At 38.0% G+C, this 14176-nt stretch carries 8 protein-coding genes and 1 pseudogene; 3 read left to right on the top strand and 6 right to left on the bottom strand.

Annotated features, from left to right (window positions below; translation table 11 throughout):
- Nucleotides 1-48 precede the first annotated feature (48 nt).
- On the top strand, nt 49-2226 hold the full coding sequence (locus CIK86_RS15400; protein WP_086994544.1) for a TonB-dependent siderophore receptor: 2178 nt from the start codon (nt 49-51) through the stop codon (nt 2224-2226).
- Between the two features lie 78 nt (nt 2227-2304).
- Here the strand turns inward: CIK86_RS15400 and CIK86_RS15395 are convergent, their stop codons facing one another.
- Nucleotides 2305-2862, bottom strand: a complete 558-nt coding sequence (locus CIK86_RS15395; RefSeq protein ID WP_086994541.1) for a TMEM165/GDT1 family protein — start codon at nt 2860-2862, stop codon at nt 2305-2307.
- Between the two features lie 571 nt (nt 2863-3433).
- Here CIK86_RS15395 and CIK86_RS15385 point away from each other — a divergent pair.
- Complete coding sequence (locus CIK86_RS15385; RefSeq protein ID WP_011329912.1) at nt 3434-3628, top strand: (2Fe-2S)-binding protein; 195 nt, start codon at nt 3434-3436, stop codon at nt 3626-3628.
- A gap of 80 nt (nt 3629-3708) precedes the next feature.
- Here CIK86_RS15385 and bfr (CIK86_RS15380) read toward each other — a convergent pair whose 3' ends face one another.
- From bfr (CIK86_RS15380) to CIK86_RS15360, 5 genes are all read right to left on the bottom strand, one after another.
- The gene (bfr, locus tag CIK86_RS15380) at nt 3709-4173 is read right to left on the bottom strand and encodes a bacterioferritin (protein ID WP_011329913.1); all 465 of its coding nucleotides are present in this window, start codon (nt 4171-4173) and stop codon (nt 3709-3711) included.
- Between the two features lie 14 nt (nt 4174-4187).
- Nucleotides 4188-4658, bottom strand: coding sequence for a bacterioferritin (gene bfr, locus CIK86_RS15375; protein WP_011329914.1), 471 nt, complete (start codon nt 4656-4658; stop codon nt 4188-4190).
- A gap of 253 nt (nt 4659-4911) precedes the next feature.
- A complete protein-coding gene (locus tag CIK86_RS15370) occupies nt 4912-7047 on the bottom strand; it encodes a TonB-dependent receptor (RefSeq protein WP_086994537.1) in 2136 nt (711 codons plus the stop codon).
- Between the two features lie 84 nt (nt 7048-7131).
- Nucleotides 7132-8202, bottom strand: a complete 1071-nt coding sequence (locus CIK86_RS15365; RefSeq protein ID WP_086994679.1) for a PepSY-associated TM helix domain-containing protein — start codon at nt 8200-8202, stop codon at nt 7132-7134.
- A 92-nt stretch (nt 8203-8294) separates the two neighbouring features.
- Nucleotides 8295-9158, bottom strand: a complete 864-nt coding sequence (locus CIK86_RS15360) for a cation diffusion facilitator family transporter (protein WP_086994534.1) — start codon at nt 9156-9158, stop codon at nt 8295-8297.
- Nucleotides 9159-9412: 254 nt separating this feature from the next.
- On the opposite strand from CIK86_RS15360, the pseudogene CIK86_RS15355 reads away from it, so the two are divergent.
- Nucleotides 9413-14168 (top strand): annotated as a pseudogene (locus CIK86_RS15355) (PAS domain-containing protein).
- The last annotated feature ends 8 nt before the right edge of the window (nt 14169-14176 follow it).

The raw sequence follows: 14176 nt of genomic DNA, 5'->3' as shown, positions 1-14176 counted from the left end.
GTGGTTAGCATTAACATGCGTTCACTGTATTATTGTTAGTTATCTCTCATGAAATTTACTCTTTTATCTATCGCAATCTCATCAATTATATTTAATTCTGCCAGTGTATTTGCCGCCGAAGAAGCTGAACAATCAACAACAGCACCGCCCTCAACAATACCGCTCAATAGCGCAACGGCTCAGAATAATATTGAAAAAATAGAAGTAGTAGGCCGTGCTTTTTCGTTATATAGGCCAACCGAGTCAGCATTTGGTACCCGTACAGATACCCCCTTAGAAAAAATACCTCAATCGATTCAAATATTACCGCAAGCGTTAATTAGTGACCAAGCAGCACGTCAAATTACTGATTTATATAGTAACATTGCAGGCGTTAATGGCTTTAGCTATTCGGGCGTAACATTTAGAGGCTTTCGTCAAGACGAAATTTTATACGATGGTGTAAAAGGTGACCCTTTTAATGGTTTTGCCGTACCGCAGTTATTTAATATTGAGCAAGTAGCAGTGCTTAAAGGCCCAAGTGGCGCGGTTTATGGTAGTGGTAATCCAGGTGGCATTATTAACTACATGACTAAAAAACCACAATATATTGCTAAAACTACAGTAGAACTAGAGCTTGGCAATGATGACTTTTTTAGTGGTGCTTTTGAATCTACAGGCAGTGTAAACAACGAGCAAACACAAGCCTACAGAGTGGGCGTGTATAAAGAAAGCCAAAATCCGTTTAGGTATAACACCGGCGAAGACAACACCATTATCGATTTAGGTTATCGCTTTGACTTTGATAATGCGTCAAATTTAGTGCTGCAATACACTAATATAGATCAAGACTTAGCAGGAGCCCGTTTACGTGGCGTACCTGTAGATGATAACGGCGACTTTATTGCTAATCGTGAGTGGAACCATAACGAAGCAAGCGATTATCAAAAAGTGTCAGCTGATGTGTATCAGGCAACCTATAAAAATGAGTTAAATGATATATTTAGTACAGATGTAACAGCGCGTTACTTTACTAATACCGAACAGCAAAACTATCACGAACCGCGGGGCTTGTTAGATACCGATAATGACGGTGTAGTTGATTGGAGTGAACGTGAATTTAGAGATCAAGCGCGCGAAAACCAAGGTTTGAGTTTAACTGCTAATTTAATAGCACAAACAACGATTGCGAATATGGAGCATGTGTTTTTAGTAGGCGCAGATTATTATGCTGCTAAATTTGATGCTATATACCGCACCGCCAAACAAGCAAGTAAAGGCGGACCAGTACCTGGACTATCGTTAATAAATCCGCAATATGGTTTAACATCGGGCGCCGATTACGACTTACAAAGTATAACCCCACGATTTGTTAGTACTGAATCTAAAAGGCTCGGGGTTTATGTGCAAGATCAACTAGATATTACCGAAAAGTGGAATATAACAGCGGGGCTACGCTACGATCACTTTGAAGATACTGATCAGATCAGCAATACTGAGTTTTCAGATAGTGATGTTACGGTGCGTATTGGCACCAGTTATAATATTAACGATACGTTTTTTCCATATGCGCTTTATGGTACAGGCTTTTTGCCGCAAGATGCGGCAAGCCAATCTGAGTTAGTAGGTGGGCCATTCTCCCCAGAAAATAGCTATATTACAGAGTTAGGCTTGCGCACTAAATTATTTGATGACTCCTTGGCGATTAATATCGCGACCTATCAAATTGTGCGTAAAAATATTTTGCAAACAAGCTTACTACAAAATGATTCGGGTATTGACCAGCTAGAATCGCTAGGTGAAGTGCAAAGCGATGGCTTTGAGCTAGAGGTGGTTGGCGACATAACCGATAGCTGGGTAGTAACGGCCAGTTACGCGTATAACGATACCCGTATAAACGAGCAAAGCGAAGGCTTTTCAGCGCAAGCTGCTGGTTCTGATAAGTTTGCCAATGCCCCCCAAAATACTGCCGGAGTATGGACTCGCTATGACCTACCCAGCATTAACTCATCTATTGCTGCTGGCCTTGATTATGTTGATCAGCAAGTAAGTTTAGATGGCACCCATGTAAAGCCCTATACTATTTACAATATGGCCTGGAAAACTCAGTTAGAAAACTGGACGTGGCAAGTATCAATTAAAAATGTGTTTGATAAAGAGTACGCATCAAGCGGCTTTATAAATCGCACTGGGCATTTTCCGGGTGAGCCAAGACGTGTTTACTTATCGGCTAAATATCAGTTTTAATACTTAAGCTGATGTGAAATTAAAAGCCCTCGTTTATGGATAATGAGCAGAGGGCTTTTAATAATAAAAGTATTGAGCCTAAATAGTTGCTATGCCATATAGCCCTAACAGCACAAAAACACTGGCTGCAATAATTCGTACTTTATTTAAAGGAATGCGTTTTAGTAGCGCATTACCTGCATAAATAACCGGTACGTTGGCAATTAACATGCCCACAGTTGTACCAATAGTAACCCACAATACTGATTGATATTGTGCGCCAAGTAGCACAGTGGCTATTTGTGTTTTATCGCCAATTTCAGCAATAAAAAACAATACAAAAGCGACTAAAAATGCGCCATAGCGATCGTATTTATGGCTCACGGCTTCATCTTTATCAGGGATCAGCAGCCAAAGGCCAACCACAATAAAACTAATATTCACAACCCAAGGTAGGTACTCAATAGCAAAATTACCACTAAGCCAATCTCCAAACCAAGCAGATAAGCCATGATTAATAATAGTTGCGACTAATACACCTAAAATGAGTGCAATTTTATTATGAAAACGAGCAGCGAGCAGTAACGATAAAAGCTGAGTTTTATCGCCTATTTCCGCAAGGGCAACAGTGACGGTTGAGGTTAAAAATATTTCCATTACAACTACTTACAGGCGGGAGCACTAAACCAAGGCAAATAGCTATCTCCCGCCTTGAGGATAGTTATCTACCTAGGTCTCGCCGATAATGCTTGCTACAACATTACAAACTTACCACGCACGTGAGGTGCAATTATGTTGATAAGTTTACTTGTGACACCAATAATATTAAAGCGTGGTTATTGTAGCGATATACAAGGCTATAATTACTCACTTTTCCAACACGATTGATATTACTAAGCGGGCTACTCCCCTAAGAGACGCGCATTATCCCACAAACCTTTTAGATAGTAAATCTTGAACCATAGATTAAGCGCTATAAGTAATTAAAACGAATAGCTTAAGCGTACAGGTGCTCAGTGGTTGTTTTAAAAATTGAATACAGGGCCTCAACGGACATACAATTTTGGAACATATACTTTTTTAAACAGTCGCTGATTATTTTAACCTGTGTAGCACTGCTTAAAATAAGATCAAAAAATAACATAATTAACTGCAAAAAGTGTTTGATAACCATTACCATTTAGATTAGTATGCACCTACTAAATGTAATTGAGAGTGGTTTGTATTCATGTATATTTGTCTATGTCACGGTGTGACCGATAAAAAAATTGAACAAACAATTGACGATGGTGCAACAACCATGCGTGAGTTAACTAAAGAGCTTAAAGTGGGTAGCCAATGCGGTAAGTGTTGTGGTTGTACTAAAAAGATCCTTAATCGTAAGCTTATTCAAATTGCCGATATAACGGATCAAGTGGCTTAATTTAGTTAAAAATTACATTACAAAATTTAGATATAAAAAAAGCAGCTTTAAGCTGCTTTTTTTATGCGTGTTAATTACTATTACAGCTGCGACTGTAGGTAGTTTTCTAAGCCGGTATTTTCAATCAGTAATTGCTGAGTTTCTAACCAATCAATTTGCTCTTCTTGTTCATTTAAAATGTGATCAAGGGCTTCACGAGTAATATAATCTTTTTTACTTTCAGCCAGTTTAACTGCGCTACGTAACTCATCAATTGTATCAAGTTCAAAGCTCATATTGGCAGCAATCATTTCTTCGCTGTTTTCACCAATACGTAAACGGCCTAAATCTTGTAAATTTGGTAAGCCTTCTAAAAACAAAATACGCTCAATTAAACGATCGGCGTTTTTCATTTTTTGAATTGATACTTTGTAGTCTGCTTTATCTAATTTACTAAAGCCAAAATCTTTAAACATACGTGCGTGTAAAAAGTATTGGTTAATACCAACAAGCTCGTTAGCGAGTACTTTATTTAGTGCTGCAATAACGTCTTTATCGCCTTTCATACTATATACTCCTACTAAGCCATTTGTGCTTGATGATAATTTTGCGTTCCAATCTTATCAATTAAACCAAGTTGCTGTTCTAACCAGTAAACATGATCTTCTTCGGTATCAAATAATAGTTTTTCTAAAATGGCACGAGATTGATAGTCTTGTTGTTCTTCGCATATTGCGATTACGTCTTTTACGCTAGCTACTACTTCAAGCTCAAGTGTTAAGTCGTTTTGCATCATGCTTTTAACATCGGTGCCAATTAATAAATCACGACGTTTAGTCATGTTAGGCACACCTTCTAAAAATAGAATGCGTTTTATTAACCAGTCACAATGATCTTTCTCTTCTTCCATTTCGTGGTTAAGGCGCTCATAAAGTTTAGCTAATCCCCAGTCATCGTACATGCGCGAATGAATAAAATACTGGTCAATTGCTGCTAATTCGTTGGCTAACAATGTATTAAATGCGTCGATTACTTTTTGATTACCTTTCATGATAGATCACCTTAACAAGTTCAATTGCGACCAGTGTAGTGCAAACTGCAGCTATTGCAAGTTTTCTCTATAAAAATCATTATGTTACTATTGGTTTTGATTCTTATTTAAGTTTGCGTTATTACTTGGTTTGTAAGCAGTTTTTAATTTTTATAGTAGGTATTATTAATTGAGCGAGATGAGGGTTAATACACATATTTTAATATAATTTAAAAAGGCATGCTTAACATGCCTTTAAAGTTACTTAAATCAGTTAGAATTGATATTTAGCACCGAGAGTTGCCGTAGTGCCTAGCCCTTTAATATTGTAGCCACCATAAGTATATGATTGCGCACGAGCAGGGTAGTAGTCGCTGTTAAATAAATTTTCGACCCCAAAATAGCTGCTCCATTGTGGAGTAATTTGATATTGACCACTCAAATTAACTATATCGTAACTACTTACAGGACCTTGATCGCCAACGTATTGGCCTTGTTCGTTTTTATCAAAGCGCTTTCTATCGCCAACGTATAAATAGCTAAATGTAAGAGCTATGTCGTCGCTGGCCTGCCACGCTAAATTGGCTGTCGCTTTTGGTGGGCTAATTTGTTTAGCACCTAAGTATTCATCGGCTTGGGTATCTTTACCTTCAACGTAGCTATATGTGGCAACTAATTTAAGTTGTGGGGTAATGGCATAATTTACTAAGCCTTCAAAGCCCCATATTTTTTGCGGCGCGCGTATTGGCTCATAAACGCCTGTTACATCGTTAAATTTATTGCTGGTTCCTAGCTCAGACGTGCTTTTATATGCTGCTAGTTCAAAGCGCAGGTCATCAAATTGTGAGGTGAAACCTACTTCGTAGTTATCTATAATTGATGCTTGTGTTTGAATAAGCGCTATATCGTTTACAGTAGCTGCGCGCAATAGTATGCCTATGTCTGATATATCAGAGCCCTGCGAGTAACTAAAAAATGGGCTAAAGGCAGGGCTTAAATTATATTTAATGCCAGCATTGTAAGTTGTTGCATCGTAATTTATGGTATCGCCGCGAACACTTAGTGGTACTGAACATTGCGTAGCGGTTCTGCATAGCTTTAATGTTTGATAGTCGGCTACCGTTAAATCTATGCTTTCTTTTCTTACACCGGCTTTTAAAATAATATCGTCGTTAATTACCCACTTTGTTTGTAAAAAACCAGCAACACTATCCATGTCCATTTCAGGAACCCATATACGGCCATCAACTAAAGGTTGTGAAGTTTTATCGTTTAGGGCATCAATACCATATATTAAGGTGGTTGTTAGATTATCAAAGTCAAATTGGCTATTAAATGTGGCTCTTGCGCCTAGTTTATCTGACTTTATAACAGATTGACCACCGCTATAACCATCATCAAGATTGGCTAAATTAGTTGAAAAGAAAAATACATTTTCTATATTTTGCTTGTACAGATCTAAGGTCATTTGGGTGTTATCGAATAAGGCGTAATCTAGGTATTTAAGAGTAATATTTACATTGCCTTCGGGGCCTTGCGGTTTACCTGGTTTTTGCAGCTCTTTGGGTACGTGAATCGCATAGGTTTTTTCACCTATGTTACCGTCGCCAGTAACATCCCCTAAATCAGTTTTTTGCTGTGAGCTATAAAAGTTATAACTAAACTCTAGTTGCTTATCATCATCAAAATCGTAGCTTAGTTTAGTAAAGTAGTTTTGTGTTTCTGAGTCTGACAAACCATATTGCAAGCCTAAAATATCACCCTCTGAATCACGTTGTACACCGTTTTGCTCGTAACTGGCGCTTATTAAATAGCTAAACTTATCTAAGCCACCATTTATAGCTGCCGATATTCTTGCACCGGCACTTTCATCAAGCTTAACAGCACTAAAGCGGCTAGAAATACTAATTTCGCCCTCAGGCTGGCCGTCACTTTTCGCTTTTTTTGTTATGTAGTTAATTATGCCGCCAGCAGCGCCATTACCATAAATCGAGGTTGCTCCTTTAATAACCTCTATGCGTGCAATGGCACTGGCATCTAGCGTTTTTATGCCTAATGAACCGTTACGCAGTGGAGTTGATTGTGGTACGCCGTCAATCATAACTAAAGGTGCGCGACCACGCAGTGTTTGGCCTGAGTTACTGGAGCTGCCGGTGCTAGGAGCCAATCCTGGTACCATTTGTGCGAGTAAGCTGCTTAGTTCTGGGTTTACTTTTAAGTGTTGTTGAATTTGCTGCTGATTTATAACAGTAATTGAAGCAGGAACTTCATCAATACTTTCAAATATACGACTACCCGACACAATAACGTGTTCTAACTGATCAGCAGAATATTTGTTTTTACTATTTTCATCGGCAATTGCGCAAGCACTAACAGCGACGCTAAGTAAGCAAAGTGAGGTTTTTAACATGGTAACTCAGATAAATAATTAATTTTGGTAATGATAACTATTAACAATAGCGGACACAGGTGTTAATGATAATGATAATGATAATTATTTTCGATTGCGTCTTTTTAACCAAAAGTAAACACCCGTTACAATAAAAAAGCTCAGTGATAGGGTTATTAGTAGCCATAAAAACTGTACAACTGGCCCAGCAAAATTACCAATATGAAAGGCATATTTAAAGTTCCATGCTTGCGTGGTGAAATTGGTGCTATTTGCATCGAACGAGTTGACTACTTTTGCAGTATAAGGATTGACCCATACCCAGCTATAGGCATGGCTTTCTCCTGGGTTTTGTATTCTTAAAGCAATCGCGTCATCCGCTTTTTTAGGTAGGTATACCCTATATGGCTCACCTTTAGGAAATATGGCTTGAGCATTATTAATTGCTAAATTGTATTGTAATTCGGTTTTTTTAAGTACAGGTATTTTGGGAGGCGCAGGTCTGTTTGTTACTTTATTTTGTGTTACCAATTCTAAAACAGACTGCGTTTGCGTTTTCCAATTAAACGCCATACCCGTAAAGGCAATCAGTATTAATGGCACAAAAAAGTAAACTCCCAACACAGTATGCAGCTGATACATCAGCACTCTTAGTTTTGCTTTAGGTTTTATAGCTAAACGTTTTATCCGGTTTTTAGGTTTTACCCATAAATAAAAGCCTATTAATACGTTTATTAACAGCAGTAATGCACATACCGACATCCAATTTTTAAATGGTTTATTACCGTCACTGCTCTCAAATAATAACCAGCGATGCAAAGCAAGCGTAAAACCATAAATTGTATCTGTACTTTGGTAAGTATAAATAACATTGCTGGTGTAGGGGTTTACGCTCGCGTAGTGATTATTAGCTAATCTAAACTGCCATGCCATAGTAGGGTTTTGTTCAGGCATTAAAAAAACAGTTTTTTGTTGGGTTTGAGTTTGCACACTATTTATTAAAGTGTCGAAATTTAGCGGTTTTTCTGCAGGCGTTACTAGCCATTTTTCGGGCTGGGTAAGGTGTTGTAGATCTTTTGCGTAAATTAACACCGCTCCGCTGAGGCTCACTATTAATAAAAACAACCCGCTGAGTAGGGCAAGTGTTAAATGAATTTTACGTAACCAAAGTTTCAAAAACGGCATCTCAATTGTGAGCTAAGAACCCTAATTGTAAATGATAATGAGAGCAGTTTTCAATTGAAAGTTTGTTTATAAAGCTATTTTTATTATAAATTATTGTGCTTTTCTATTATGCAGTTTTCAATATTAAAATTATGCTGTAAAAAGTGTTTAACGGCTGCTAAATCAAGTGAGTTATGAGCGTTAATCAGCAGTTCGCAATGGCTGGTTTTATCATCTAATTGCCATACTTTTATAGCTATTACCTGCTCTATATTAAAGTTTTTGGTGAGAGCGCATGTAACAGCTTGGGTATCAAAGTTATTAGGCGCAGCTTGCATTAAAATGCGACAGCTTTGTTTAAGCAGTAACACGCCATGGTAAATAACATAAATAGAAATTAAAATTGTCGCAATTAAATCAACTATATACCACTGGTATAAAATAATTAAAGTACCTGCAACAATAACCACAACAGACGCCATCGCATCAGATACATTATGAATAAAAGCTGCTCTTATATTCATACTGCTATTTGCGCCAGCTCGGTAAGTTAAAAGTGCAGTGATTAAATCTATTAGCAGGGCAAATGCAGCCACCCACACTATGATCCAACCATCAATTGGCTGCGGGTTTAAATAACTGCTCATAGCTTCAAAAATTAAATACACACCTATCAGTATTAATGTACTGCTATTGAACAAAGTAGCTAAAATTTCGGCGCGCTTGTAGCCAAAGTGATGTGTGTTATCGGCAGGTTTGTTACCAATTTTACGCGCAACAAGGGCAATAAATATAGCGGCTGCATCACTAAGGTTATGCAGTGCATCTGCCATGAGTGACAAACTGCCAGAAAATATTCCGCCAATAACTTGTGCAACAGTAAGCAGAACATTAATGGCAACAGCTAGCGCGAGTTGCTTGTTACTTTGGCTTTCGTCTACATGGCTGTGTGCATGGTCATGACCCATAATATCCCCAAGTAACTACTTATATTAAGATTGTTATATCACGAGCAGCTTAAAACAGCTACACGGGGCTTGATGAAACTTAGCTAACTCATTGTGTCTACTTAGGCGTATATCTAGTTAAAAGCCAGGTAGCAGTACTGTTTGTAAAACACATAAAAAATTCATGGGCTTATTAGCGCAAAACTTGCGTCTTAGGCTTTTTAATGCATTAATACATAGTATTAAAATGGGTAAAATTACTAGGTAATTCAGGTATGAATAAAGGTTTGAGCTTCACAAAGCTAGCAGGTAAAGGACAGTCTGTACAAAGTAAGCTAACTATAGCCTTTGTAGTTATTGCATTAATACCTTTGTGTTTGTTTTCTTGGCTGAGCTTTGCGAATAAATAATACATTAGAACAACACGCCCAAACTGAATTACAACAGGTAACAAATATTGCTCAGCAGTTTAGTCGCTTTTGGCTGGCTGATTATATTAAAGATTTTAAGTTACTTAAAAACCAGTTAACGACTAACTCTGTGCAACAACAAAGTGCAATAACTGAGTTTGTTAACGTATACGAATTTGTAAATAATGTAGAGCTAATAGATAGCGCAGCTTTGCTTGCTGCACCTACATCTTCTTTTATTAGCAAAATAGCTCCTCAATCGTTAATTAATATCCATACTAGCTTGAGTGAGCATGCAACGCCTTCATTTCAATCATTTTTAATTGAAAAACAACCACATTTTATTATTGCGCTTGGTATATATAATACGGAGCAACAATTAAGCCGTATTCTTTTAGCCGATATAAACCCCCAGTGGCTAATGAATAAATTAAATGTAATGTATGCTAAAAACAGCGAGCTTAGTTTTAGTTTATTGCCAAGTAATAGTTTGCCTTTATTAAACCAACAGCCATCAACAGAGCAAACATTATTAAATAAAACACAATTAATGCAAAAAACATTTACCTATAACAACGAAAATAATGATGTAATGTATGGCTTTGTTAGTCAGCTGAATTTTTTGGGTGATCAAAGCTGGCAGCTATTAGTGTCTAAGCCGAATGTTCAGGAGCTAACAAATACTTATTCTATTAAGTATTTTGCTTTGGCAACACTGCTTATGTTGTTGGCTGTTTTAGCGTGCTCTTGGTGGTTTGGTCGAGTATTATTTCATCCATTAAGGCGCTTAACAGCCCTTGTTGATAAAATTACCAAGGGGAAAAGCACCCAAGTACCTATTTTACCCGACAGCCAAGAGTTTAATTTGTTATCGAGTAAGCTGTGTAAATTGGCCGAAAATAAACAGCAACAACTAACAGAGTTTTATAAACAAGGGGCTGAACTACAGGTTGTGCTAAGGCACTTAGCAGAGCAAAAAAGTGCACTTGATGAGCACGCGATTGTGGCTGCAACAGATTTAAAAGGCACTATCACTTTTGTTAATAAAAAGTTTTGTGAAATAAGTGGTTATGACGAACACGAGTTAATAGGTAAAAATCACCGTATTCTTAATTCGGGCACTCACCCAAAACAGTTTTTTAAAGAAATGTACCAAACCCTAAAACAGGGAAAAGTATGGCATGGGAAAATATGTAATAAAGCCAAGCAAGGTAATTTATATTGGGTAGATACCACCATAGCGCCATTTTTAGATGAAAATGCTAAGCCACAGAGCTATATAGCCATTCGAACAGATTTAACCGCATTAAAGTTACAAGAAATAGAGCTAGAAGAGCATAAAGCACAACTACAGTTGGTAATAGACACTACCGCTGTGGGAATTTGGGATTGGTACATTGACACAGGTAAAGTCACTTTTAATCACCGTTGGGCTGAAATAATTGGCTATACCTTAGATGAGTTAGGCCCAGCAGTAATAGGCACTTGGTATAAGTATGCCCACCCAGACGATTTAATCGTTTCGGAGCAAAAATTAAACGCTCATTTTTCTGGTGAAACAAACTATTACGTCAATGAAGCACGTATGAAACATAAACAAGGTCATTGGGTATGGATACTAGACACTGCAAAAGTGGTTGAATGGAATGATGATGGCTCACCAAAGCGGATGATAGGTACCCATTTGGATATTACAGAACAAAAAGCAACAGAGCTAGAATTACAAAATAGTCGTGACCAATTTGCCTCGTTAGTAGGCAATATTCCAGGCATTATTTACCGCTGTAAGTACGATAAAGTGTGGACTATGCTTTATATGAGTAAGCAAACTAAAGAGCTTACGGGTTATGACGCTGAGGCAATATTAGAGAATAAGCAGTTAAGTTATTTAGAAATAATTTATTCGGACGATCGTGACGATATTGAAAAAACGATTATTAAGTGCATTGACGAGCACACGCCTTGGTCTGTTGAATACCGGATCATAACGCAAGGTAATGAAGTACGTTGGGTAAATGAAAAAGGCCAAGCCATTTATGACACTGACGGAAACGTATTATATTTAGATGGTTTTATACTCGATATAACAGAGCGTTATCAGGCGCAATTAAAAATAACACGTCAGCAAAGCCTGCTTGAATCTATGAGTAAACAGGGGCAAATAGGTGCGTGGGAAATAGACTTAAAAACGCAAACGCTTTATTGGTCAGACGAAGTACGCGCAATTCACGAAGTGCCACAGAGTTACTCTCCAGATATAGCCACCGCAATAAATCATTATAAAGAAGGCTATCACAGAGATAAAATTAATGCCCTTTTTGAAAGTGCAATAAGTAGTGGGAAAAGCTGGAATATTGAGCTTATTATTGTTACTTACACTGGCCAAGAACGTTGGGTTAAGTCAATCGGGCAAAGTGAGTTTGAAAACGGCCAGTGTATTCGTGTTTTTGGCTCTTTTCAAAGTATTGATGCACATAAGCGACTTGAACTTGAAAGCGAAAAAGCCAATCGTTACAACAAAAGCTTAGCCATGCTTACTGTTGCACCTGAAGTGCAAAGCAGTGATGTGGCAGAGGTGAAAAAATTAGCCGTTAAGTCTATGTGTGAAGTGCTTGATGTACAGCGCGCTTCTATTTGGATTTTTAACGAACAACGCGATTTAATGATTTGCCATAGTTTAAATATACAAGGGCAAGGTGTTGATTGCTGTAATGCACAGCTCAGTGCAGAGGATTACCCTGCCTACTACGAAGCTATTTATAAACAAAACTTAATAGCCATTGACGATGTTTATAGTCATCCCGCTACCGTTGATTTTATTGAGCACTATGCAAAACCTAATAATATAAAATCTATGCTAGATGCAGTTATTACAACCGGTGACGGAAATTTAGGTATTTTATGCGCAGAAACCGTTGGGGAGTTTCGCCAATGGACGCAAAGCGAAGAAACCTACTTACGCTCTTTAGCAACTTTAGTAGGCAGTACCTTAGTGTCACAACGCCGTAAACAAACCGCTGAGGAATTAAAAATAGCTTTGGTTTTGGCAAAAGAAGCCGGTGTAGCAAAAAGTCAGTTTTTAGCAACTATGAGCCATGAAATACGTACGCCAATGAATGGTGTTTTAGGCATGCTTGAGCTTATTCAGTTAGAGCAACTGCCCAAGCCAATTGAAACTAAAGTAGCAATTGCTAAAACCAGTGCGCATTCATTACTGGGTGTAATAAACGATATTTTAGATTTTTCAAAAGCAGAAGCAGGTAAAATTGAGCTAGAGAGTATTAACTTTAATGCCCGCGATTTAATTGGTGAAGTAACCGCAGCGCAAGCATTAACAGCTCAAAATAAAGGCATAGAAATAATTTTAGATTTGGTTGCCTTAGAGCCATCGCAGTTAAGTGGCGATCCAGGGCGAATACGCCAAGTATTAACTAATTTATTAAGTAATGCCGTTAAGTTTACAAACGAAGGCGAAGTGGTGGTTAGCGCATCTATTGAGCGTATTGAAGCCCAGCTAATACTGCAAGTTAGCGTAAAAGATTCTGGTATTGGTATTAGCAAAGAAAAACAACAACAGTTATTTGCGCCCTTTATGCAAGTAGATGCGTCTACTACTCGAGAATATGGAGGCACTGGCCTTGGTCTTGCTATTAGTAAGCAGTTATGTGAACTAATGGGAGGCGCTATTGCAATTAAAAGTAATGCTGGCCAAGGGAGTGAGTTTATCGTCACCATGGAGGTGCTAAAGGGCGATCAACAAGAGCGCTATATGCCAAAGGCTAATATTAATGGGTTAAGTATATTGGTGGTTGATGATAACGAAACAAATCGTTTGGTTATTTCAGAGCAGCTCAAGCACTGGGGGGCTAATGTTGAGCTGGCAAATAATGCCGAACATGCGCTGCTAATTTGTGAAAATAGAGTTAAAAACAATCAGGGCATGTATGACATAGCTGTATTAGATATGCAAATGCCCGGCATGGATGGCATAGAGTTATGTAAAGTATTAAAAGCGCATGCAGACTACAAACATATGCCATTAGTAATGATGACCAGTATTGCAGGCTTAGAGGGGGCTCAGCGCTATTTTGATGCAGGCTTTCAGGCTTATTTTCCAAAGCCGGTAACAACCGCCGATTTAATTTCTGCGCTTTCGGTTATTACTAATAGCGAGCAGCACGAAGCACTGCCATTGGTAACATCTGGGTATATTTCATCGTTGCGCAAAGCCAAAACCATTGAGCCTGCTAAGATATTATTAGTTGAAGATAATCCAATAAACCAGCAAGTATCTACTTTAATGCTTAAAAAGCTCAATTGCGAAACAGTCTTAGCCGAAAATGGTCAACGTGCTTTAGAGGAACTTGCAAAACATGAAGCAGGTTACTTTCAAGTTGTACTAATGGATTGCCAAATGCCGGTTATGGATGGTTATGATGCCACTATTGCAATACGTAAAGGTGAGGCTGGCGAGCAGCATAAAGCAATTAAAATTATAGCATTAACAGCCAATGCCATGGATTCAGACAAAGAGCGGTGTATTGCAGCTGGCATGAATGATTATTTAAGCAAGCCAATTGAACTTGATATTTTAAAAGATAAATTAGAGCAATATTTTTAAGGTTAAAG

The sequence above is a fragment of the Pseudoalteromonas sp. JB197 genome (genome assembly GCF_002332205.1).
GTDB classification, from domain to species: domain Bacteria; phylum Pseudomonadota; class Gammaproteobacteria; order Enterobacterales; family Alteromonadaceae; genus Pseudoalteromonas; species Pseudoalteromonas nigrifaciens.
This window is presented reverse-complemented; position numbering and strand designations above follow the sequence as displayed.